18 protein-coding genes are annotated in these 23,198 nt (G+C 62.1%); 10 read left to right on the forward strand and 8 right to left on the reverse strand.

Annotated features, from left to right (window positions below; genetic code table 11):
- Window positions 1-23 precede the first annotated feature (23 nt).
- Window positions 24-1,169 (forward strand): acyl-CoA dehydrogenase family protein, encoded by a 1,146-nt coding sequence (locus HY962_14010; GenBank protein ID MBI5648041.1) that lies wholly within the window; start codon window positions 24-26, stop codon window positions 1,167-1,169.
- A 336-nt stretch (window positions 1,170-1,505) separates the two neighbouring features.
- On the opposite strand, the gene HY962_14015 is transcribed toward HY962_14010, so the two are convergent.
- Window positions 1,506-4,085, reverse strand: coding sequence for a hypothetical protein (locus tag HY962_14015; GenBank protein MBI5648042.1), 2,580 nt, complete (start codon window positions 4,083-4,085; stop codon window positions 1,506-1,508).
- 1,535 nt (window positions 4,086-5,620) lie between these two features.
- On the opposite strand from HY962_14015, the gene HY962_14020 reads away from it, so the two are divergent.
- The 8 genes from HY962_14020 to HY962_14055 all read left to right on the forward strand — a co-directional run bounded on the left by HY962_14020 (window position 5,621) and on the right by HY962_14055 (window position 14,422).
- Entirely contained in the window at window positions 5,621-6,997 is a 1,377-nt protein-coding gene (locus HY962_14020; GenBank protein MBI5648043.1) for an aspartate ammonia-lyase, read from the forward strand.
- Between the two features lie 137 nt (window positions 6,998-7,134).
- Window positions 7,135-8,358, forward strand: coding sequence for a [FeFe] hydrogenase H-cluster maturation GTPase HydF (gene hydF, locus HY962_14025; protein ID MBI5648044.1), 1,224 nt, complete (start codon window positions 7,135-7,137; stop codon window positions 8,356-8,358).
- A 175-nt stretch (window positions 8,359-8,533) separates the two neighbouring features.
- Entirely contained in the window at window positions 8,534-8,731 is a 198-nt protein-coding gene (locus HY962_14030; GenBank protein ID MBI5648045.1) for a histone H1, read from the forward strand.
- 84 nt (window positions 8,732-8,815) lie between these two features.
- Complete coding sequence (locus HY962_14035) at window positions 8,816-9,730, forward strand: Fe-S cluster assembly protein HesB (GenBank protein ID MBI5648046.1); 915 nt, start codon at window positions 8,816-8,818, stop codon at window positions 9,728-9,730.
- The gene (locus HY962_14040; GenBank protein ID MBI5648047.1) at window positions 9,700-10,947 is read left to right on the forward strand and encodes a membrane dipeptidase; all 1,248 of its coding nucleotides are present in this window, start codon (window positions 9,700-9,702) and stop codon (window positions 10,945-10,947) included. Before HY962_14035 ends, HY962_14040 begins: the two co-directional genes overlap by 31 nt.
- Before the next feature lie 398 nt (window positions 10,948-11,345).
- Window positions 11,346-12,548 (forward strand): ADP-forming succinate--CoA ligase subunit beta, encoded by a 1,203-nt coding sequence (gene sucC, locus HY962_14045; GenBank protein ID MBI5648048.1) that lies wholly within the window; start codon window positions 11,346-11,348, stop codon window positions 12,546-12,548.
- Between the two features lie 185 nt (window positions 12,549-12,733).
- Window positions 12,734-14,002: a hypothetical protein gene (locus HY962_14050; protein MBI5648049.1), complete on the forward strand. Its 1,269-nt coding sequence runs from the start codon at window positions 12,734-12,736 to the stop codon at window positions 14,000-14,002.
- A gap of 198 nt (window positions 14,003-14,200) precedes the next feature.
- Window positions 14,201-14,422, forward strand: a complete 222-nt coding sequence (locus tag HY962_14055; GenBank protein MBI5648050.1) for a hypothetical protein — start codon at window positions 14,201-14,203, stop codon at window positions 14,420-14,422.
- On the opposite strand, the gene HY962_14060 is transcribed toward HY962_14055, so the two are convergent.
- Window positions 14,367-15,206, reverse strand: a complete 840-nt coding sequence (locus tag HY962_14060; GenBank protein ID MBI5648051.1) for an alpha/beta fold hydrolase — start codon at window positions 15,204-15,206, stop codon at window positions 14,367-14,369. The two genes, HY962_14055 and HY962_14060, sit on opposite strands and share 56 nt — an antisense overlap.
- Before the next feature lie 65 nt (window positions 15,207-15,271).
- Window positions 15,272-16,249 carry a deoxyhypusine synthase family protein gene (locus tag HY962_14065; protein ID MBI5648052.1) on the reverse strand — a complete coding sequence of 326 codons (978 nt, stop codon included), beginning with the start codon at window positions 16,247-16,249 and terminating at the stop codon, window positions 15,272-15,274.
- A 196-nt stretch (window positions 16,250-16,445) separates the two neighbouring features.
- On the opposite strand from HY962_14065, the gene HY962_14070 reads away from it, so the two are divergent.
- Window positions 16,446-17,087 (forward strand): hypothetical protein, encoded by a 642-nt coding sequence (locus HY962_14070; protein MBI5648053.1) that lies wholly within the window; start codon window positions 16,446-16,448, stop codon window positions 17,085-17,087.
- A gap of 42 nt (window positions 17,088-17,129) precedes the next feature.
- On the opposite strand, the gene HY962_14075 is transcribed toward HY962_14070, so the two are convergent.
- The 5 genes from HY962_14075 to HY962_14095 form a co-directional block, all read right to left on the reverse strand.
- A complete protein-coding gene (locus HY962_14075; protein ID MBI5648054.1) occupies window positions 17,130-18,884 on the reverse strand; it encodes a T9SS type A sorting domain-containing protein in 1,755 nt (584 codons plus the stop codon).
- A 1-nt stretch (window position 18,885) separates the two neighbouring features.
- On the reverse strand, window positions 18,886-19,350 hold the full coding sequence (locus HY962_14080) for a hypothetical protein (GenBank protein MBI5648055.1): 465 nt from the start codon (window positions 19,348-19,350) through the stop codon (window positions 18,886-18,888).
- A gap of 3 nt (window positions 19,351-19,353) precedes the next feature.
- The gene (locus HY962_14085) at window positions 19,354-20,754 is read right to left on the reverse strand and encodes a glycosyl hydrolase (GenBank protein MBI5648056.1); all 1,401 of its coding nucleotides are present in this window, start codon (window positions 20,752-20,754) and stop codon (window positions 19,354-19,356) included.
- A 150-nt stretch (window positions 20,755-20,904) separates the two neighbouring features.
- Window positions 20,905-21,696: a 3-ketoacyl-ACP reductase gene (locus tag HY962_14090; protein MBI5648057.1), complete on the reverse strand. Its 792-nt coding sequence runs from the start codon at window positions 21,694-21,696 to the stop codon at window positions 20,905-20,907.
- Window positions 21,693-23,195 (reverse strand): NADH:flavin oxidoreductase, encoded by a 1,503-nt coding sequence (locus HY962_14095; GenBank protein ID MBI5648058.1) that lies wholly within the window; start codon window positions 23,193-23,195, stop codon window positions 21,693-21,695. The genes HY962_14090 and HY962_14095 overlap by 4 nt, the downstream gene beginning before the upstream one ends.
- Between the last annotated feature and the right edge of the window lie 3 nt (window positions 23,196-23,198).

The following is a 23,198-nucleotide window of genomic DNA, read 5'->3' on the forward strand; positions in this document are numbered from 1 at the left end:
CTGTCACAATCACGCATCAGCCCATGAACCTATTTCAGTTCACCGAAGAGCAGAACATGCTGCGGGAGATGGTCCGCGACTTTGTCAACAACGAAGTCAAACCCATCGCGCGCGACATCGACGAAAACGAAAAAATCCCGACCGACCTCATCAAGAAGATTGGTGAAGTGGGCCTGCTCGGCACCGTGTTCCCGGAAGAATACGGCGGCGGCGGATTCGGTGAAGTGGGGTATTGCATCGCGCAGGAGGAAATGGGACGCGGATGTCTTTCGACCGCGACCATGATCGGCGCGCACATGTCGATCGGGTCGAACGCGATCTACATCGGCGGCTCCGAGGAACTCAAGCAGAAGTACCTCGTGCCGCTCGCGCGCGGCGAGAAGATCGCGGCCTTCGGCCTCACCGAGGCGATGGCCGGGTCGGATTCGTTCAACGTGCGCACAAAGGCGGTGCAGGACGGCGATCACTACATCATCAACGGCGAGAAGTTGTGGATCACCAACGGCGGCATCGCCGATTACGTGTCGCTGTTCTGCCGCACCGAGCGCGGCGTGAGCGCCTTCGTGATCGAGACCGCGTGGGAAGGATTCCATGCGGGTCCGGCCGAGAAAAAGATGGGCATACGCGGCAGCACCACCAACGCGATCACCATCTCGAACATGCGCGTGCCGAAGGAGAACATGATCGGCTCCGAGGGACGCGCCTTCCTGGTAGCGATGAAAACGCTGGACGCGGGTCGTCTCGGACTCGGCGCCTGCTGCGTGGGCGCCGCGAAGGAAGCGATCGAACTCTGTACAAAATTCGCGAAGGAACGCCGCCAGTTCGACGAACCCATCTCGCATTTCCAGGCCATACAGTTCATGCTCGCCGAAATGTACGCCACCGTGTACGCGATGGAGAGCATCGTGTACCGCACCGCGGCCGACTACGACGCCGGCAAAAAAATCTCGACACAGTCGGCCATCGTGAAGCTGATCTGCAGCGACGGCCTCGACCGCGTGGTGGATCTTGCCGTGCAGATCCACGGCGGTATGGGCTACTCGCGCGAACTCCCCATAGAGCGCATGTACCGCGACTCGCGTATCAACCGTATCTTCGAAGGCACAAACGAAATTCAGAAGCTTGTGATTTCACACGATGTGCTGAAGCGCAATGGCGCGTGGGTTTGAAGCGTTAAGACGTAAAGAGGTAAAGACGTAAAGGGGTAAAGACGTAAAGAGGTAAAGGGGTAAAGACGTAAAGAGGTAAAGGGGCAAAGTGCCGTGTCATCGAAGTACCGCGTGGCGGGAAAAGATGACACGGCGTTTTATTATTGCCCGGTAAAAGCACCATCCCGCGAAACACACAAAAGAACACGGAACAAGGTTTTATCTGTTTCCATTGTCACCAGCAAATTGAGGCAGAAGACGCCAGTGTGGAGGACTCAGCGAGACACCGCTCAACGCGTCACGCCTTTACTCCTTCACCCCTTTACCCCTTTACTTCTCTACCCCTTCACGCGCAAGTCATCGCAGTACAAGTACACGCCGCGTAGAGCGATGCACGCCGGAGAGCAGTGTGAGGAAGTAGGCGCCCTCGGGCAGGGTGTGTGTGTCGAGTGTGTAGGATGACGCGGGATGGGAGCCCGGTGCGAGTTCGACGGACGCATACACGCGGCCGCGGATGTCGTGAAGGAGAAGTCTCGCGACGGATGTCCCTGCACCCGACACGGTAACGCTGACACGATCGGACGCGGGTTGTGGCGCGAGCGCAATGATGCGTGGTGTATGCGGCGTATCGGCCCGGTCGACGGACGCCACACTGCCCTCGAGCGGCCGTTCGTACACGCCGCGGCCGTGTGTGGCCACACGTATCGCACGCTCGGATGGGACGAGAGACAGATCCATCGCCTGCACCGCGTCCGGCAGACCGTCGGACCAATACCGCCAACTCGCACCGCCGTCTTTCGACAGAAACACTCCGAGATCACAGCCCGCATACACGTGGTCGGGATACAGCGGATCGATGAGCAGCGCGGTGAAGGGCAGGTCGGGCAGACCCGCGGACACATCGGTCCACGATGCCCCCGCATCCATAGTCTTCCACACATGCGGCGTGCCGAAACCGGAGAGCGCGAGGTACGCCATGCGCGAATCGACGGGGTGCACCGCGATGTCCACCGGATATCTGTCCGGCAAGCCGCCCGTGACATTGCGCCATGCCGTTCCGCGGTCGGCCGTTGCAAACACCTTCATGCGCGAGCGCAGCGGCGCCGTGGCGGCGTATACCGTGTCGGCTGAGCGCATGGAACCAGCGAGCACGAGCACGGGATTGCCGTCGAGCACCGCGCCCTTGTTCGTGTCGGTCCATGTATCACCACCGTCCGTGCTGCGGAGCACCTTCTGCCGCGCCGCATAGAGGACGTTCGGATCGGAGGGACACAGGAGCAGCGGCGACACAAACGCCGCGCGATAGTCACTTTCGAGAATCCTCTCCCACGACGTGCCGATATCCGGCGAGCGATAATGCGCCCCGTATTGCGTGGACGCGTACACCAGAAAGGCGTCGGGATTGATGGCGCACATCGCGCCATCGCCGCCCAGCACACGGCTCCACGAGTCGCGCCCCTCATACACCACGGTGCCGTTGTCCTGCAAACCACCGAGGGCCGGATACCGCGCATCGGGCGCGGATGCAAAGCCATTGTAGAACTGCGTGGTTCTGAGTCCTCCGTTCAGCGATCGGAACGTTACGCCGAAGTCCGTGCTCCGGAACACCCCGCCGTCGCAGCCGAAGAACACCGTTTCCGGATCGAAGGGATGGCGGACGATGCAGTGCACATCGGCGTGTACAAAGTTCTGCTCCCCTTCCGATTCACCCGCCTCGACAACCCCGCCATACCCCGCGCGCCAGTCCGACATCCGCTCGAGCGGCGAAGAAGAAGACTCCGTGCGCCACACATCAATACCCACCGCCAGAACGCGATCGCTTCTTTGCGCATGCGGAAGAGCCGCATGGGAATACCACCCCTGATAATCGGCGTAATTCTCCTGCGCGATCACGGTCCATGTGTCGCCGCGATCGCTGCTCATGCAGAGAGCCGTGCCGACAAACGGTTCCGTCACTCCTCCGATGGATGCATAGATCACGGAGGGATCAGACAGCGCGCGCGCAAGCGTGATCTTTCCGGACCAGGCCGTCGGCAGCCCTTCGCCGCACAGTTCCCAGGTCGACCCTCCGTCCTTCGTCCTGTACATACCCGATCCCGATTGTCCAAAATTGCCGCATCCGACCAGCACAGTCCCGGCGCGTTGAGGATCGAGCAGCAGCGACATGGCCATGGGCACATCGGAGACGCGGAGCCAGGACAGGCCCGCATCGCGCGTCACATACGTGCCCTCGGACGTTGCCGCCCACACAGTGCGGGGATCAAGCGGATCCACCTCCACATCACGCACACCGCGCTGCGCCTGCGTGCGCCAGTCGAGCGACATGTTCCAAGTGCTGCCCGCATCCGTGGACGTGAGTATGCCGATGCCGTAGCTGCCGCGTGTCAGTCGGTCGACGAGTCCACCCCAGGCGCGCTGATAGCCGTACACTTCGCCGGTGCCGATATACAAGGTTGCCGTGTCGGCGGGCGACATGGCGATGCTGCTGATGCCGAGCACGGGGAAGCCGGTGGGCACGGGGTGCCAGGCCGCTGGACCCTCTCCGCCTGACCAGCTCCGCCACAATCCGCCGCTCGCGGACGCTGCCCAGATCGTGCGCGGATTCAGAGGATTGACACAGAGGTCGAGCGTGCGTCCCGCGACATTGTCCGGTCCGATGGACTTCCACGTATACTCCGTGGCGAGATACGACGTGCGCTTGAAGGCGGCGATCTGCCGTGCTGCGTTTGCATAGCCGGCGGAGGGAAGTTCGGCGGAGGGATAGGCGCGCATACGCGTCCACGCATCGAGCGCGTCGAGAATCTCGCTCCGTTCACCTCCAGCGACACCGTCCTCCACGCCCCGTGGATCAGGCACAACGAGCGCGGACAGAGCAGCGGCAAACACATACACCACAGCCCGCATCCGCGGAAACGACATCTGCAATTTCGCCAGCATCACAACACCCGAAAATTTTCTTGATGGAATCGAAATATACGTACACGACGCGATTGACGATACACGGTTTGACGTTACACGTTACACGTATCCACGTGACACGTTTTGACGGGATGTGGAAGGTAGCACGGTGGCAAGGTGGACAAGTAAAAAATGGTGTGGCTCGGGTGGACGTTACACGTTACACGTATCCACGTGACACGTTTTGACGGGATGTGGAAGGTAGCACGGTGGAAAGGTATGTGACTGTTCAGGTGGAAAATTCAGATGTCGATTTCGGTTGAGGGAGTTCGGTTGTTTCGCTTTGCTGCTGGAGTGATGCGGAACCGTCTCCGGATGCGGCAACTCTGAGCGGCCGTCGGTGTTCAGGATGAGAATCGTGTCGGGCGACTACGGTGTTGTCATACCGTGTGTGTAACGGGCGACTGCCGGTCGCCCCTGTCGGATTTCACACGCGTGTTGCGCACACATCGAATAGATCGCCCGGAGAAACGGAGCATTTTGTCGTCTATTCGTCTGATCGTCTAATCGTCTATTTGCCTGATCACCCGATCGTCCAACGAGCCCCGCAACGGGGGGCGGCATTCTCCAACCCACGCCGTCAGGCGTGGGAGTGGGTGGCACCGCGAGATTCACAAGAGCCCGCGAAGCGGGCGGCATTCAGAGGTCGAATGCCTGGAGTGTGAATTCCTCAATGCTGGATACGCTCCAGTGTGCGAACCCGCGAGTGGACATGTCTCCCATGTTTTTCACACTCCACGGCAAGGCGTGCGAGATGGTTCCGCTTGGAGCCCTGGAATGTCGCCCCTCCGGGGCTCACGTGAAGACGTCGGTGCGCGCGTCTCCCACGCCTGACGGCGTGGGTTGATGAATGTCGCCCCGCCGGGGCTCACGTGAAGACGTCGGTGCGCGCGTCTCCCACGCCTGACAGCGTGGGTTGATGAATGTCGCCCCGCCGGGGCTCACGTGAAGACGTCGGTGCGCGCGTCTCCCACGCCTTACGGCGTGGGTTGATGAATGTCGCCCGCTTCGCGGGCTTGGGCGCTCTTCATAGCGTTACAATCGTGCTGGCGCAAGCCCGGCTATGCTCTCCCCCGGCCCGTTCTCGTTTCCCCAATTTCCATGTACCCTTCGCCATTTCCCATTCCCCCTTCCTAAATCCTATTCGCTCTCCTGCGCGCTGTTGACGCTTCGAGTGATAGGTGGAATGAGTCGGACGTGTGTAACGGGCGACCGACGACGGATTCACACCGCCTGTGTGTCGGGCGACCGCGATGTTTTCATACCGTGTTTTTAACGGGCGACCGCCGGTCGCCCCTGTCGGATTTCACACGCGTGTCGCGCACACATCGAATAGATCGCCCAGAGAAACGGATCATTTTGTCGTCTGATCGTCTGATCGTCTAATCGTCTGATCGTCCAATCGTCTGATCGTCTAATCGTCTAATCGTCTAATCGTCTAATCGACTGATCGCCGATCGTCCCCCATTCCCGCGACACCGCCATTCTTCGTAGATTGGAGGTTGGAGAAAAAGATGCCCCGTATTGAAAACGACCTGCTTGGACCGCTCGAAATTCCTGACGATGTCTTGTACGGAATACAGACCGCGCGCGCGCGGCTGCATTTCAGCGCGGCCGACCGGCCCGTGCTGCCCGCGCTGATACGGGCATACGCGCTGGTGAAAAAGGCCTGCGCGCTGACAAACGCGGAACTCGGACACCTCGACGCGGCGCGGGCGGACGCGATCACGACCGCCTGCGACGAAGTGGCCGCGGGCGAACACGCGGAGCACTTCGTGGTGGACGCGCTGCAGGGCGGCGCGGGCACTTCCACCAACATGAATCTCAACGAAGTGATCGCGCGCCGCGCGGCGCTGTTGAGCGGACTCGACATCTCGCCGCTCGGACATGTGAACCTGCATCAATCCACCAACGACACATACCCGACAGCCGTGCGTGTCGCGGCGCTCGGCGCGCTGCAGCAGCTCGAGCGTGCCGTGCTGCAGTTGCAGGATGCCTGTCAGGAAAAGGAGCGGGCCTTCGCCCATGTGGTCAAACTCGGCCGCACGCAATTGCGCGACGCCGTCCCGACAACACTCGGCAGAAGTTTCGGCGCCTATGCCAATGCGCTGGCGCGCGACCGCTGGCGCATCTTCAAATGTGCCGAGCGGCTGCGCGTCGTGAATCTCGGAGGCACGGCGATCGGCACGGGCATCGCCGCGCCGCGCACGTACATCTTTCGCGCCGTCGAACGGCTGCGCGAATTGACGGGCCTGCACCTCGCGCGCGCGGAGAACCTCGTCGAGGCGACACAAAACCTCGACGCCTTCATTGAAGTATCGGGCATACTGCGCGCACACGCGGCGACACTCGTAAAAATGGCGCGTGATCTGCGCCTGCTCTCCAGCGGCCCGAAAGGCGGACTTGGCGAGATCGAACTACCGGCGGTACAACCCGGCTCGAGTCTGATGCCGGGCAAGGTGAATCCGGTCATTCCCGAAATGGTCATGCAGGCGGGTTTCCGTGTGATGGCGCACGACACCGAGATCAATACCGTGGTGATGTCGGGCGAGCTGGAACTGAACGCGTTCCTGCCCTTGCTGGCCGACGCCCTGCTATCGTCCATCGGTATTTTGGAGCGCAGCACCAACGACTTCATGCAGCATTGTATCACGGGCATCACCGCAAATGAGGAACGCTGCCGCGCGCTGATGGAGGCCTCGACGGAGACGGCCACCGCGCTTATACCCGTCATCGGACACGAAGCGGCCGTGGCCCTCGCGCAGCGCATGCGCGAGCACAACGAATCCGTGCGCGACGCGGCTCTCGCCACGGGTCTGCTGACCCATGCACAACTCGACACCCTCCTCTCCGCCGAAGCCCTCTGCGCCCTCGGCTGGAAAGAATCCTGAAGATTTGAATGAGAACGACCTCGTTCAACGCTCTACCACGTACACATTATCCTTCCAACTCCCTCCTCCCAACTCCCTACTACCAGATCCTAGCTCCTATCTCCCAGATCCTAGCTCCTATCTCCCAAATCCTCCCAATGCAATCCACCCCCAAAGCTCTTCGACTCCATATAGGCATTTTCGGCCGGCGGAACGTCGGCAAATCCTCCATCCTCAATGCCCTGACCCGCCAAAGCATCTCCATCGTCTCATCCGTCGCGGGTACCACCACCGATCCCGTCGAAAAGGCAATGGAGTTGCAGCCGATCGGCCCCGTGCTTTTTGTCGATACCGCGGGTATCGACGACGTCGGATCACTCGGACGTCAGAGAGTGGAGAAGACACAGCGCGTGATCGAGCGCGTGGATCTTGCCATTCTCGTGACCGATTCGTGGCAGGAATACGAGCGGGGACTGCTGGAGGTGTTCCGCAATCGCGCGGTACCCGTGATCGTGGTCGCGAACAAAAGCGACACACGCGCGGATTCGGCACTCGAAGCGGCGATACGCGCCGACGGTGTGCCGCATCCTGTGACACTGAGCGCCGTCACCGGCGAAGGCCTCGCGGCACTGCGCCGTGCCATCATCGACGGCGCGCCCGAGGACTTTGTCAACGCACCATCGATACTCGGCGATCTGGTACCCGCTGGCGAGTTGGTGATGATGGTGGTTCCCATCGACATCGAGGCGCCGAAGGGCCGGCTCATCCTTCCGCAGGTGCAGACATTACGCGAGATACTGGATGTGGACGCCTACGCGATGGTGGTGAAGGAGCGTGAACTCGCCGATGCGCTCGCGCGGCTCACCCGTCCGCCGGCACTTGTCATCACCGACAGCCAGGAATTCCTGAAAGTGTCGGCCGACGTCCCGACCGACATTCCACTCACGAGTTTTTCCATTCTCTTCTCCCGTTTCAAGGGCGACCTGGCCACGGCCGTCGAAGGCGCGCGCACGATCGACCGGCTGCAGCCGGGAGACAAGGTGCTCATCGCCGAGGCGTGTACACATCACCCGAGCGGAGAGGACATCGGACGCGTGAAGATTCCGCGCTGGCTCGAGCAGTACACGGGCGGCAAGCTGCACTTCGACATTTTCAGCGGACACGATTTTCCGGACGATCTCTCCAGCTATCGACTCGTGATACACTGCGGCGGCTGCGTGATAAACCGGCGGCACATGCTTTCGCGCATCGAACGCGCGAAGGAGGCGGGAGTGCCCCTGACAAATTACGGCCTGGCAATCGCCTACAGTCTGGGGATCTTCGATCGCGCCCTGCAGCCCTTCCCGTATGCATACGAACTGTACAGGGCGACACGGCCGTGAAAGGAACGTGTCAGTATTTGCGAAATTGGGCTTAATCGCTATATTCGTCGGAGATATCCCCAACGCGATCCCGCGTGACCGGGTGTTTGCCCTTCGGACAGGCACAGCGGCACGACCCTGAGATTCTACGCAATCGACGCTGCATTTTTCTTTCACGATACACAACGGAGGAACCATGAACCGCTTCAACGAACTGGTCGAACTCGTCCAGAGCTTTGAGAAGGATTTTGAAAAATTCTTCGTCAAGGGGAACAAGAGCGCGGGCACACGCGTGCGCAAGCACATGAACGAACTCAAGCGCAAGGCCCAGGAGATCCGCAACGAGATCCAGGCGATCAAGAAAACCGACGACACAGAGACTCCGAAGGCCTGATCCCACGCGCCGCGGCGCGACATTCCGAGAGCAAAAAGCAACGTCCGCCACGGCGGGTGTTGCTTTTTCCTTTGAGAGAGCACCATGCCATACTCCATACGTCTACCGCTCCCCGCACGTTTCCATTTCCGCAACACCGTGTACTCGCACGGATGGTGCGCGCTGGCACCCTACCGGGTTGAGACGAGTCCGCGTCTGCGGCTCACGTACACCCTCGCGCTGACCGACGGCACCATCGCGGATATTCGGATGGACGAGTCGGATATTTCCGGCACCGAAATGGTGCTGCGCACGGATACACGCCTGAGCGCCGCGCAGAAGCGCGAGGTGACGGCTGCGATGCGCGGCTGCCTGAATCTCGAACTCGATCTGGCGCCATTTCACAGAGTGGCGCGACGCACTGCGGGCAGCGGCTGGATGGCGCGTCAGGCGGCCGGACGCCTGCTGCGCGGCGCGAGCATGTTCGAGGACACGGTGAAGATGATACTCACCACAAACTGTTCGTGGTCGCTCACAACTGCGATGAACGCGCGCCTGATCGAGACCTTCGGATCCGCGGGTCCATCGGGAGCACGGGCCTTTCCGACACCCGCGAGCATCGCGGCGAGCGACGAGGCGACACTGCGCGCGCGCTGCTCGCTCGGCTACCGCGCTCCGTCGGTGCTCGCGTTCGCGCGCGCAGTGGACGAAGGCCGACTCGACCCCGAGTCGTTGCGCGGAAGCACGGCGCCCACCGACGAGTTGTACGCCACGCTGCTCGGCATCAGGGGCGTCGGCGAATACGCCGCCTCGAATCTGCTCAAACTGCTCGGGCGTTTCGACCGGCTCGGCCTCGACTCGTGGTGCAGATCCGTGTATGCGCGACTCCATACGGGCGGCACACAGGCGTCAGATGCGGATATTTATGCCCATTATGATGTATTTGGAGAATACCGCGGCCTCGCGATGTGGCTGGATCTGACCAAAGAATGGTACGACACAAAATTCCCCTTCGATTGAGTGTCTCGGTACGCGTCTGCGCGCTCGGCCTGCTGCTCCACTGTGCCGCCTCTGCCGCCGAGTCCGGTCACCGCGGTGAGAGCGATTCGCTGCGACGCGTGGCCGACCGCGTTTTCATGCGCCTCCATCGCGAGGCCGTTGTTGCGGACGGACACAACGACGTGCTCGGCAGTGCGCTGGCCGGACGCGACCTGACGCAGCGTGGCCGTACAGGACACTCCGATCTCCCGCGTTTCATCGAAGGCGGACTCGACGTGCAGGTCTTTTCCGTATGGGTCACACCAGCGCGCGCGCAGAACAACACCGCCTTTCCCTACGCGCAGCGCATGATCGATTCGTTGCGCGCGCTCGCGCGGCGCAGCGGCGGACGCTTCAGCATCACACGCAGCGCCGCCGAATTGCGCGAGGCGCTGGCGCGCGGAAACGTGGCGGGCATCGTGGGTCTGGAAGGCGGACACGCGGCGGCGGGTTCATTGCAGAATGTGCTCCGGTTGTATGAACGCGGACTGCGCTGTTTCGGACTGACGTGGAACAACAGCAACACGTGGGCCGCATCGGCGCAGGACGAGGCGAAGGGTCTGCGCCGCGGACTCACGGCGGAAGGCCGCCGGCTCATCCGCCTGCTCGACAGCGCGGGCGTGCTCATCGACGTGTCGCACGCGGGGCCAGCCACAGTGCGTGATGTGCTCGCTGTGACGCGGAACCCGATCATCGCCTCACATTCCGCATGCGCCGCTTTGCGTCCGCACGCGCGCAACCTCACCGACGAACAGATCCGCGCCATTGCGAAGGCGGGCGGTGTGGTGATGATCAACTTCTTTCCCGTCTTTCTCCGAAGCGGACTCCCCGCCGACGTCGCACGGCGCTGCGCTTCGATGGAGGACCGCCTGCGGAAACTCCATACGCGCGCACGCGCGGGCGACATGCAGTCACTCGCGCGTTTTGATGCCCTGCTGCAGGAGGCGCGACGCGACGGACTCCCAACCCTGCTCGACGTGGCCGATCACATCGACCACGCCGTGTCGATCGCGGGAGCGGAGCACGTCGGCCTGGGCAGCGACTTCGACGGCATCGATTACGCGCCCGTCGGTCTCTGTGATGTGACCTCCCTTCCCTTCCTCACGCGTGAATTGCTTGCGCGGGGATATTCGGACCGGGACATCCGTAATATCCTCGGCGGCAACTTCGTGCGCGTCTTTTCTGCGGTATGCAAATAGGTAGAAAGTAGCAAGGTAGAAAGTAGCAAAGTGGAAGGTAGTGAGGTGAAGGTGGGAAGGTAGAAAGTAGAAAAGTGGAAGGTGGCCAAGTGGAAAGTAGAAAAATGGTAGTTGGTGAGGTGAAGGTGGGAACGTAGAAAGTAGAAATGTGGAAGGTGGCCAAGTGGAAAGTAGAAAAATGGTAGGTGGTGAGGTGAAGGTGGGAAGGTAGAAAGTGACGAGGTGGCAAGGGGGACGGGGTTTGGCACTTTGCACTTATCCGCGCTCCATCAGGATTCCAGCAAATCGTCTATCTGTATGTGGTAATCGATCAGCCCGCCGATTTTTCCGACAGCGACTTTTTCGCGATATTGGCGCGATTATCTCTCCGCTCCGTTCATCCAGCACAGGTAGCATCCATGAAAATCCACGAGTACCAGGGGAAGGAAATCCTCCGCACCTTCGATGTGCCCACACCCGCGGGCCGTGTGGCATTCACGCCCGACGAGGCAGTCGAGGCGGCACAGTCGCTCGGCGGCTCCGTGTGGGTCGTCAAATCGCAGATACACGCGGGCGGCCGCGGCAAGGGCGACATCTTCGATCCCGCGACACGCGCGCTCGTCATGAACGGCGGCGTGAAAGTGGCGAAGTCGCTCGACGAGGTGCGTGAATACGCGACAAAGATGCTCGGCAATCTGCTCGTCACCATACAGACCGGCGCCGAGGGCAAGATCGTGTCACGAGTGCTCATCGAGGAAGGCATCGGCATCGCGAAGGAATTGTACGCGGGCATGCTGCTCGACCGCGCGCAGTCGAAGAATGTGATGATGGTGTCGACAGAAGGCGGCATGGAGATCGAGAAGGTTGCAGCCGAGACACCGGAAAAAATCATCCGCGTCGCCATCGATCCCGCGACGGGATTCCAGGCCTATCACGCGCGGCAGCTCGCCTTCGGCCTCGGCCTCACGGGCGATGCGTTCAAAAACGGCGTCAAGTTCCTCACCGCGCTCGCGCGTGCCTACGAGGCCATCGACGCGAGTCTGTTCGAGATCAATCCCCTCGTTCTCACCACCGACGGACGCGTGCTCGCGCTCGACGCGAAGGTGAACCTCGACGACAACGCGCTGTACCGCCACCCCGAGTTCGTCGCGCTGCGCGACCTCGACGAGGAAGCGCCGCTCGAGATCGAGGCCTCGAAGTACAACCTCAACTACATCAAACTCGACGGCAATGTGGGCTGCATGGTAAACGGCGCCGGACTCGCGATGGGCACGATGGACATCATCAAACTCGCGGGCGGCGAACCTGCCAACTTCCTCGATGTCGGCGGCGGCGCCAGCGCCGAGACGGTGGAAAACGGCTTCCGCATCATCCTCAGCGATCCCCACGTGAAAGCCATTCTCATCAACATCTTCGGCGGCATCGTGCGCTGCGACCGCATCGCCAACGGCGTGGTGCAGGCCGCGCGCAATATCGACATTCATGTGCCCATCGTGGTGCGCCTCGCCGGCACCAACGCCGACGAAGCGGCCGTGATCCTGCAGGAATCCGGTCTGAACTTCGAAGTCGCCGGCACACTGAAGGAAGCCGCCGACAAGGTGACGCGCGCCATCGCCGCCTGAGCCTCCCCTCACTCCCCGACATTCCGCCGCGCGGCCACACGCCGCGCGGTTTTTTATACTACTTTATTCTGCGAAATGCAGGAATTTCATAGAGGGTTGACTGTGTGCTTGTTTCTTGGGCCATGCTTCCGTAAATAGGATACAGGCAGTTCGTATTTTTCTCTCATGGGATTCCGAGGTCTCGCATGCGATCGTTACTTCGTTTTATTCTCTTGTTTGCAGTGTTGCTTTCGACATCGGTCCTGGCGCAGGAATTTGGCTGGAAACGCCTTTCCACAGCCGAAAAACCTGAACCACAATTCTACGGCACCGATTTCCTGAATATGCACACAGGGTGTGTTGTGGGAGACAGCGGCGCGATTCGACTGACAGACGACGGGGGCGCCACATGGACATCCGTCCAGAGCGGTACGTACTCCCGCCTCACACGCGTGCGCTATGTCACTGCCTCGCATCTGTATGTCACGGGTGCCGACGGCACCCTCCTGCGCTCGTTGAACAGCGGACATACGTGGACGGCGATTGACCTCAAAACCAAGATGACATTAAACGACGTCTATTTTCACAGTCCCGATACGGGCATGGTCGCGGGCCAGGCCGGCTTCCTGAAAGTGACTTTCGACGGTGGCGTGACGTGGTCCGACCGCGACGCAAAATTCGGTCCGAACAACATCTACTCGATCACCTTCCCCTCGCGCCGCGTGGGCTACATGTGCGGCAACCAGGGAAACATTTCCAAAACCACCAACGGCGGAAATTCGTGGACGGATCTCAACACCGGCAAGACCACCATCCTGCAGGCGATATCCTTCGGCAATGAAAAGACCGGCATCGCCGTGGGCGACGTGGGCATGATGCTGCTGACAACCAACGGCGGCACACGCTGGACGCAGGTGTACGCCACCATCCCCGTGACAAACGCGCTCAACGACGTGCAGTATGTGGACTCGTCACTTGCCTACATGGTCGGCTGGTTCGGGGTCGTTCTGAAATCCACCGACGGCGGACGCAACTGGGAGCCGCAGGAATGGGAAGGCACCGACGTACTCGAATCGATTCGTATGCTGGACAGTAAAAACGGCTTCATCACGGGGTACGCACCGGTTGTATGGACCGGATCGGTTCTCAAAACCTCGAATGGCGGAGGAATCGTATCCGCCAACGGCCCTTCGACAGCTCCCGCGGCGCTGGATCTTCGCTCGCTGTACCCCCAGCCCATCAGCGGCGGAGCCGCATCGGCCACAGTGGCCTTTTCTCTCGACCGGCAGGCACAGCTTTCCATCCTCATCCACGATGCGATAGGACGAGAGGTGCTCCGTGTTGCGGACGGATTCTATTCTGCCGGTGAACACACGGCGGCGATGTCGTTGCGCGGCCTCACACCGGGCACGTATTTCGCACGGCTCAGCACCGCGCAGACCTCGGTCGTCCGGCCCTTCGTCATTCTGCCCTAGCTCTCGAGCTTAGTACAGGGAAGCGTCCGCATACATCACGGCGGGCTTGTCTGCAATGCGCAGGCAGAGGCCGAACACATCCGAGCGAGATGCGCCACGTGTGTGACAACACAGGCGGTTCCGCACACACATCTCACAGACAGCTCACGCAGGTCGAACATGCCGTGCACATTTTTGTGCACACTCAAAGGAGATCACATGTCCGACCTACTCGAAATACTTCTTGCACCGTCCAACGAAACACGGCTGTTGCTTCTGCTCGGCATCACCCTCTGCGTTGCACTCGGCATGATCGGCACTGCCATGTACCAATTGCACAAAATGGGCGCCCTGTTCCCGCGCGCCAAGAGCCGGCGTATTTCCGCTAGCGAAGCGCGGAACGAAGCCAGTCTCGCGTTCGATCGATCGCCTGCTGCATAAGGTCGGGCATCCCCGCATAGGGATGCTGCGCGCCGAACACATGGTCGGCCGCGGGGATGATGTGTAGTGTCGTCGACGCGGGATCCGCGGCGTCACGCAGCGCGTGCGCCTCCTCGACAGGCACGGAGACGTCCTGCTCGCCGTGCACGATCAACAGCGGAATCGTGAGCCGCGACACCGCGCGGGGCACATCGAGTGTGTCGTGATTGCGCTCGAAATCCTCGAGCAGTTCAAGGCCGAGAGGCATCTTCTGTTTTGTGCGCTGGTTCATCACCTCGAGCACACCGCGCTCGCGCCACTGCGCCTTGAGCTGCGGACCCCATCGGTCGAAGGTGGACACCGACGCCCACGCAGCCACCGCGCGCACACGTCTGTCGCGCGAGGCGTGCAGCAGCGCGATGCCGCCGCCGCGTGAGTGTCCGAGCAGCGCGATGTGTGAACGATCCGCCCCCGAGGGAAGCAGGTCGCCCTCCACGAGTCTGTCGATCACATCCGCAAGGTCCTCACACTCGCGCGTGTACGTGTTGCGACGGAACTTCTCGAGTTCGGTAAAAACGGTGTCGTCGTCGCCGATGCCGTTGAGCGAGAAGTTGAATCGCACGGTCACAATGCCATGCCGCGCGAAGTCGTCCGCGATGGCGGGAAACGCACCCCAGTCCTTAAAACCCTTGAAGCCGTGGACGATCACGAGCACGGGTGCATTCACGGCGGCATCGGGAACATGCACGTTGCCGCGGATCACGTCGCCGTGCCTGTTGGTCAGCGCAAACGATGTCTGTGTCATACGACGAAGCGGATCAGCGGCGTGTTACCGCGTGATGTCGCGCGCGCGGGTCCATCGGCAGGTGATCACCAGCCGAGCACCCACGCGAACACGAGCGGCGCCACGATGGTGGCGTCGGATTCGATGATGAACTTGGGTGTGTCCTGGCCGAGTTTTCCCCAGGTGATTTTTTCGTTGGGGACCGCGCCGGAATAGGAGCCGTAGCTGGTGGTCGAATCGCTGATCTGGCAGAAGTAACCCCACAGAGGCACGTTGTCGCGCTGCAGATCCTGATGCAGCATGGGCACGACACAAATCGGGAAATCGCCCGCGATGCCGCCGCCGATCTGGAAGAAGCCGATCGAGTTCTTCTCGGATGTGCGCGTGTACCACTCCGCCAATTCCATCATGTACTCGATGCCCGTGCGCACGGTGTGCACGTTTTTGATATCGCCCGAAATGCAGTGGCCCGCGTACATGTTGCCGAGTGTCGCATCCTCCCAGCCCGGTACGATCATGGGCAGATTCTTCTCCGCCGCCGCGATCATCCACGAGTCCTTCGGGTCGATCTGATAGTACTTCTCGAGCTTGCCGGAACGGATCACACGGTACATGAACTCGTGCGGGAAGTACCGTTCACCCGCCGCATCGGCCGCCATCCACTCCTCGAGCACCGCGGCCTCCAGCCGCCGCATCGCCTCCTCTTCCGGAATACAGGTGTCGGTGACACGGTTGAGATGGCGTTCGAGCAGGGCCTGCTCGTCGGCCGGGGTGAGGTCGCGGTAGTGCGGGATGCGGACGTAGTAATCGTGGGCGACGAGGTTGAACAGATCCTCCTCGAGATTCGCGCCGGTGCAGGTGATCGCGTGCACCTTGTCCTGACGGATCATCTCGGCGAGCGAGAGTCCGAGCTCGGCGGTGCTCATGGCGCCGGCGAGAGTCAGGAACATCTTCCCTCCCGAATCGAGATGCGCGACGTAGCCCTTCGCGGCATCCATCAACGCCGCGGCATTGAAGTGACGGTAATGATGTTCGATGAAGTCGGATACGGGGCGTGTGCTCATGGCTGCTTTTGCTCGGGTGTGAAAACGATTGTGTGTCAAGACTTCTAGAATACCGTTTCATTGCCGGATTATCAAGCGCGCTCCGCGATACGCGCGGAGCCGCGACACCCCCGGCCGCACACCGCGCGGTACACGGATATCCATTGATCCGCGTGCGGCATTGCGCTAGATTTTCAGCACACACACCGGAGAAGACATGCCCCGTATCCTACTCATGATCTGTGTATTCGCGGCCGCCCTGCAGTTCGTTTCCTGTTGCTGCGACAGTCCTTCGCAGCCGACGCCCGATCCGACCGGCGCCTGCGCCCTGATCCCGGGAGGGACCGGCACGCGCTGGGTGTACATCGATTCGAGCTGGCGCGACGGCGTGCTGCAGCCGGTGCGCGAGGTCGAGTGGCGCGTGACGGGATACACGACACTGGACGGCCACGTGTTATACCGGACAACGGCGGTCGACTTTCTGCCCGGATCCTTCACCGTGGCTTGTGACACGGCATATACGGAGACACTCGGCCTCGGCGGGCATGCCTTTCTCACACCCGTGTACCTGCGCGGCGGTCTGCGCCCCGACACTTTCATGACACTGCTCGGGGATGTCGGTGTATTTTACGCGGCGCGTATTTCGTCCGACACCGTGCGAACGGCAGCCGGAGATTTCACCACACATACACGGATCAGCAGCGTGTGGCGCGAGCCGGGCTACCTGAAGGACGAGACAGACGTCTTCCCCGGCCTCGGCATCATACGGCGCGAATACACGAGCGACACACGCGCGCCGTACACGCTGCGCACAGTGCTGACACTGAAGTCGTCGAGCCTGCTGACCCGCGGATCGTGAGTCCGCTCATCCGCACCGGACGTGCGGTTGCGGCGGGCCGCGCTAACGGCGCAGCATGAGTGCCCGCGTGCCTTCCTCTTCACCGACGCAGATCCAATACACACCCGGCACGAGGCCGCGCAGGTCGAGACGCGTCACACCAGAGCCGGAGTGCACCTGCGTCGTGAACATCAGACGGCCCGCGGCGTCCACTACACGCACCTCGCTGCCCGCGGTGCTGGAGTGTCGAACAAACACGGCATCGCCGGCGGGGTTGGGATAGATCTCCTGAGGCACCGGGTGTTCCGACGTGAAGCGTCCGAGATGCAGCGTGCCGAGAACCTGCTGCCGTCCGTCGGCATCGATGTGCCGCAGCCGGAAGAAGGCCGTGGCCTCGGGAAGGTTGACGACCGGAAGCAGTACGGAGTAGTCGGCCCCTTCACCCGCGCGCGAACGTGATGGCACCGACGCGGCCGTCACAAAACGGCTGCCCTCGCGGGAGGTCTCGAGCAGAAATCCCACGCCGTTGCGTTCGGCGGCAGTGCGCCATGCGAGATGCACATACGCGCCGCTCCACCCTCCGTGCAGCGAGAGCAACTCGACAGGCACCATGCCGAGTTCGTCGGCGCCGACATCGTAGCTGCTGCCCGCGGGACGCGGCTGTCCCTCGAAATCACACGGGACATCGCTGCCGAGGTCGACTCCCGCGTCGATGGCGGGCGATGTGTTCGCCAGCCGCAGATTCAACTGCGAATACGTCCCCGTCGCCGTGACAAAATCCGCATTGGTCGCAGCAAGATTTGCCTGATTCGCGAGGAAGGTTGCTCCGTCACGCAGACGCACGACGGGTTCGGAAGGATTCGAAACGGATCGTTTGACGAGATTGTTCGACACGTATCCCGTGGACTGGATAAAACGGAGTTGAATCGTGAGTTCACATTCGAACAAGGTGTTGTTGTATACGCGGCAATTCACACCTTTGTTGATGTAGACGCCCGCGTCGGTGCAGCGCATGATGATGTTGTTGCGAATGATCCCGTTGCGGTGTTCGTAGGTTTGATCGTTGTCGCGGAAATACTGCGCGCCTGTTCCGCCCCCGCCGAAGGAAGCGCCGATAAAACAATTCTCGAAACGATTCCCCTCGATGATGGTGTTGGAGGAATTGCCCTTCGTGAAAATCGCGTACGCCGGGGCACCGCCCTTCTGTACATTGACGAAACGGCTGTTGCGTATGATCCAGTCGTTCACACCAACACCGTCGACACCTTCCACCACCGACCGTGTGCCGCCGTTTGTGCTTGTGAAGCCGATGTCGCAACTGTCGATGAGCAATCCGTCGGGATACACGGCCGCGGCCGGATCGCTGGTGCCCTTCACACCCGATTCGCCGTGATCGCGCATCACGACACGTATGAGCCGGCAATTGGTGGAAGCGCGGTCAAATTTAAAACCGTGATAATAAGAGCGGCGTGTGGTCAGATCACGAAAGGTCCAGTCGGGGCAGTTGTCGAGATTAAACACCATCTGCACCGCGCTGTTGTCCTGCCCCTGCCCTTCGATGATCACATCGTCGGGATTGCCGCTTGCACCGCGCAGCAGCACGGGTCCGGGCCTGTTGGTGATCATGATGCGCGAGGCGCCGCTGATTGTGTACGTACCCGCTGCGAGCACAATCGTGTCGCCAGGCTGCGCGGACTGGCAGGCGGCCACAAGCTGCGCATATGTTGACACGGGCACGATACGCGCCCACAACGGTGTTGGCACAGACAGACCGATCAGCGCCGCGCAGAGGAGCATTGTGGAAACACAGCTTCGCATATCAGACACCCATCACATTCAGCAGCAGCAGCACGACGAGGATGGCGCGGATGCTGCACAGCAGCGCGAACTGCCAGTGGAAACAGAGCAGCCGCCGGTACTGTGCCGCGGAGAACTCCGTCGCCAGCGCTCGCAGCACACGCCGTTTCGGAAACAGCGCGAGGGCCGCGGTGCCAAACACCGCCGCCGCGCCCGCGAGCGGCACGACAGGCGCAACGGTCACCGGTACCACAAAGAGATAGACGCAGGCGGCGAGCATATCCACGGCAAGCAGCGGTCCCGCCACGATGGCATCCACCGTACGCGCGCCCGCAAGCGCGCGCGGGAAAAGGCGGCGGCCGACGCGGTGCACAGTCATGTACACCGCAAAGTGCCTGTACCATGCGATGCCCGCCAATCCGCAGGCGGCTGCGATCTGCAGGATGAGCGAGATGCGTTCGACAGCGAAGACCAGCGACGGAACCATTCGTCACACCCCCGCCGTCATGAGTCCTTCGTCGAAGCGCGGCAGCGACGCTCCGTCGGCGAGACGTAGCACGCAGAGCGCAAGCTCACGCGCGTGGTAATCACCCCACTGTGACGCTTCTCCACGCGGTATCTTTGAACCCGGAGGAAGATGATCCCAGCCCTTGGGCCGGTGATAGACCGAATGGAGCAGGAGTCCTTCATGGTCCGGTGAGAGGGACAGATACGGTTCGTCGAACAGGCGCGAGGCAAGGCCCAGGCCCGCCGCGGTGCAGAGGGTGCCCGCACCATCGCCCGACGAGGAGCGGGAGAGAAGCCAGGCGCCGAGGCGGAGGAAGCCCTGCGCAGCTATCGCCGCGGCCGAACTGTCGACCGGCTCGACGTCGTTGTACGGATCCGCGTCGCGGGCGCGCCAGTCGCCGAGAGCCGCGAGACCCGGCGCGCCGTCGTCCCAGAACGGAATGCCGTCGCGCGGCGTATTTCGGATATAGTAGTCCGCTGTTGCTCGCGCCGCGCGTTCGAAGGCGGCAAGCACAACATCCTTCGGCTGCGCGGCGGGAAAGGCGTCGGCGGGAAGTGCATCGAGGAAAGGCAGCAGTTCGGAGAAACCGCACAGGGCCCAGGCCAGGCCGCGCGACCAGGTGCTGTAGGCCGAGTAGCCCTGATGCGTGGCGGGCGTGCGGAAGCTGCCGTCGTGCACGTTGAAGACGGCCTCGTGAGCCGTGCGTCCGGGCACGTCGTACACATCGCGCCCTTCGCCGTAATACACGTTGTAGGTCGCGGTGCTCAAGCCGTGCCGCACGAGACGGTGCAGTAGACTGACCCGCGCATCACTTTCGGAAAGCAGGGACTGCCCGAGGAGATGCGCCAACGCGAGCACACGCAGTGTGCGGATGGTGTCGACAAAGAGCGAATGTGGTCCGTTGAAGGAATGGATGAATCCCAGATCCGGCGCGAGAGCGGTCCAACGCCCTGCCTGTACGGCGCCGCTCACGGCGAGCGCCAGGCGCGCGCGTTCCGCGTCGGCTTCGTCGAGACCCGACCATCCCAGGTGACAGCCGCGTAAAATGTTTCCGTAGGTGCTCACGATGTGGAAACCGTGATCGTGTATGCCCGCATGTGTGAGGTGCGAGGTCATGTGCGCGTATGTGCCTGCCTTGCCGCGCGCGAGGAAGTCCGTGTTCCCTGTCGCCTCAGCGTGAAGCAGCGCCGAACCGAAGTGGAAACCGAGAGTCCATTCGGTCCACCCGCGCGGCTGATACACACCACCGGCGGTAATAACAGGTGCGCCGCGGTGTACATCCCAACGATCAAGCAGCGCGCGCAGCCGGTCTTCGGAGCATGCGAACACCCGCGCCGCCTTGCCGCGCAGATCCTCCGCACGTATCACCATGTCAACAATCATACATCACCCGACCGCTTGTGTTGTGAATGTACCAAACAACCGAAATCCGTACGCGCTCCTCTCTTCTCTCTTCTCTCTTCTCTCTTCTCTCTTCCCTCTTCTCTCTTCTCTCATCACTCCTCGCCTTTCCCTATTTCCCCGCCCGAGCCGCTACAATCGGCCCAGATGCAGTCCACCGTCCACATGGATGACTGCTCCGGTGGAGAAAGGCAGATCGCCGCGCCAGACCGCCGAACACACACGCGCCACATCGTCGCCGTCGCCCCAGCGTTTTTGCGGAACAAGACCCGCGCTGATCATGGGTTCATACTTGTCCCGCACACCCGCGGTCATGTCGGTCGCCATGATGCCCGGCCGCAGTTCCAGCACCGCGATGCCGTGCTCCGCAAGACGGAGAGCCCACAGGTGCGCGGTCATCGAGAGGCCCGCCTTCGACACGCAGTACTCGGGGCGGTTGAGCGAGGCGAGTTCAGCCGACACCGACGAGATAAAGAGTACCGATGGTCCGCCCGGCAGCGGAGATAGATCGCTCTGCGAAAGACGGTACTTCGCGAAATCCTGTGTGAGGAAAAACGAGGCATGCAGATTCAGCGCGAGCACTGCGCGGAAGGACGCCTCCGTCGTGTCGAGCATGTCGCCACGTCGTGCCGGAGCCGCGCCCGCATTGTTCACCAGCGCATCGAGTCCGCCCATACCTTCGATGACGCAACCCGTCAAAGCAGCGCGTTCCCTCGCGCGCGACAGATCTGCGCGGAAGCCCGAGAAGTGCTGCGCACGCGACGCGGCGGCGGCACGGCACAGGCGCAGCGTCTCAGCGGCCGCGTCGTCGTTGCCGCGGTAATGCACTGCAACCGAGTACCCGTCATGCGCCGCGCGTACGGCGATCGCGCGTCCGATGCCGCGCGACGCGCCTGTGACAAGCACCACGGGACGTCTCTTCATGCGTCCGGCTCCTGCGTACCGAGCGCGGGCGCCTCGGGCGCGGGCGCGTTTTTGTCGGACTGCGCGCCGGTCGGACGGCCGATGCTCTCGGCATAGAGATCCGCGTACATCGCATCCCGCGGCACGCAGCCGGTCGGATACTGTCCGGCCTCGTTGTTTTTCGCGCGCATGAGATCCGTGCAGAAACTCACCGCGAGGCACACGCGTTTCGAATCGAGCACACCCTTCTCGCGCGCGTCGCGTGCAAAATCGGGATAGGCGAGCGCGCCGCGGCCGACGCCGGCAATCGTCACCGCACCCTTGCGGATATTGGCCGCCGCCGCATGGACCAGCCAGCGCTGCAGCCAACTGTACCCGGTGCCGACCACGGCGAGATCCGGAAAGGTCCGCTGCACCGCGGCAGTCAGTCGGAAATGGCGGGCCACGCCCAGCAGCGGATGTTCGGGCGGCAGATAACTCCCGCCCGACGGGCGGTCGAAGGGGCGGCCGAGATGCGGGTTGATGTAGGGAATACCAAGCGACACATTGAGCAGCTCCACGCCCTCCACGGCGAGCAGACGTGCAAAAGCCAGCGGCTCGTCGAGGTCCTCGTGCAGCGGATCATCGGGATTCACGCCGAACGCATGTATGTAGGGAACGGGAAAAGGACCGGGCACTCCGATTCCCGTGGCGGGATCGGCGACGTAGGGGACGCCGTCGAACACATTCACGCGCGCGGCGAGCAGCAGCGCTCCGCCCACCTCGGCGCGAATCTTGGCCAGGGTGTTGCGCGCAAAGCGTGTGCGGTTTTCGAAGCTGCCGCCGTAGGGTCCGGGCCGCGATCGCGCGCCGAGCAGTTCGTGCGGAAGGTAGCCGTGGCAGTGTTTCACATCGATAAAGTCGAACCCCGCTTCCGCCGCGCAGCGTGCTGCTCGTGCGTATGCGTCCTCGAGCCGCTCGATGTCGGCATCGGAGATAAGCGGGTACGCCGCGTCCACGGTGATGCCGTGCGCGCGATCGACAAAGGTGCGCGCGTCAAGAGCGGGATTGTGCGCGGCGATGACGGGCCGCGCGTGGCTGTAGCGTCCCGAGTGTGTGAGCTGCAGGCCGACGAGGAGGTCGCGGTCGTGTCCGAACGCCTCGCGATGCGCGGCGCGCGTCTCGCGCACAAGGCGCGCATAGACACCGATCCGTTCGGGTGTGAGAAGAAGCTGCCGCGGATTCGCGCGTCCTTCGGGCAGGACGGCGGTGGCCTCGCCCCATATCAGCGCAGCGCCCCCCGCGCCGAAACGGCGCCAGCGCCGCAGAGTCAACTCGCCCGGTTCGCCGTCGGCTGTGCCGTCACATCCTTCCATCGGATGTATGGCGAGCCGGTTTGAGAGCGTGCGTCCCGCGATGGTGACACGCTCGAGTGCGGCGTCGGGTGTGTCGTCGAATTCGACGTCGCCGTCCACACCCAACGCTGCTGCGTCGGCGCGCAGCGCGTCGAGCGACTTATACGAGAACCAGCGTTTCCACACGGC

Source organism: Ignavibacteriota bacterium (assembly GCA_016218045.1).
Classification (GTDB): domain Bacteria; phylum Bacteroidota; class Ignavibacteria; order SZUA-365; family SZUA-365; genus JACRFB01.

Excerpts from the sequence above, each read along its gene's own strand:
- HY962_14010 (MBI5648041.1), top strand. The coding sequence starts at position 24 with ATGAACCTATTTCAGTTCACCGAAGAGCAGAACATGCTGCGGGAGATG.
- HY962_14015 (MBI5648042.1), bottom strand. The coding sequence starts at position 4,085 with ATGCTGGCGAAATTGCAGATGTCGTTTCCGCGGATGCGGGCTGTGGTG.
- HY962_14020 (MBI5648043.1), top strand. The coding sequence starts at position 5,621 with ATGCCCCGTATTGAAAACGACCTGCTTGGACCGCTCGAAATTCCTGAC.
- hydF (MBI5648044.1), top strand. The coding sequence starts at position 7,135 with ATGCAATCCACCCCCAAAGCTCTTCGACTCCATATAGGCATTTTCGGC.
- HY962_14030 (MBI5648045.1), top strand. The coding sequence starts at position 8,534 with ATGAACCGCTTCAACGAACTGGTCGAACTCGTCCAGAGCTTTGAGAAG.
- HY962_14035 (MBI5648046.1), top strand. The coding sequence starts at position 8,816 with ATGCCATACTCCATACGTCTACCGCTCCCCGCACGTTTCCATTTCCGC.
- HY962_14040 (MBI5648047.1), top strand. The coding sequence starts at position 9,700 with ATGGTACGACACAAAATTCCCCTTCGATTGAGTGTCTCGGTACGCGTC.
- sucC (MBI5648048.1), top strand. The coding sequence starts at position 11,346 with ATGAAAATCCACGAGTACCAGGGGAAGGAAATCCTCCGCACCTTCGAT.
- HY962_14050 (MBI5648049.1), top strand. The coding sequence starts at position 12,734 with ATGCGATCGTTACTTCGTTTTATTCTCTTGTTTGCAGTGTTGCTTTCG.
- HY962_14055 (MBI5648050.1), top strand. The coding sequence starts at position 14,201 with ATGTCCGACCTACTCGAAATACTTCTTGCACCGTCCAACGAAACACGG.
- HY962_14060 (MBI5648051.1), bottom strand. The coding sequence starts at position 15,206 with ATGACACAGACATCGTTTGCGCTGACCAACAGGCACGGCGACGTGATC.
- HY962_14065 (MBI5648052.1), bottom strand. The coding sequence starts at position 16,249 with ATGAGCACACGCCCCGTATCCGACTTCATCGAACATCATTACCGTCAC.
- HY962_14070 (MBI5648053.1), top strand. The coding sequence starts at position 16,446 with ATGCCCCGTATCCTACTCATGATCTGTGTATTCGCGGCCGCCCTGCAG.
- HY962_14075 (MBI5648054.1), bottom strand. The coding sequence starts at position 18,884 with ATGCGAAGCTGTGTTTCCACAATGCTCCTCTGCGCGGCGCTGATCGGT.
- HY962_14080 (MBI5648055.1), bottom strand. The coding sequence starts at position 19,350 with ATGGTTCCGTCGCTGGTCTTCGCTGTCGAACGCATCTCGCTCATCCTG.
- HY962_14085 (MBI5648056.1), bottom strand. The coding sequence starts at position 20,754 with ATGATTGTTGACATGGTGATACGTGCGGAGGATCTGCGCGGCAAGGCG.
- HY962_14090 (MBI5648057.1), bottom strand. The coding sequence starts at position 21,696 with ATGAAGAGACGTCCCGTGGTGCTTGTCACAGGCGCGTCGCGCGGCATC.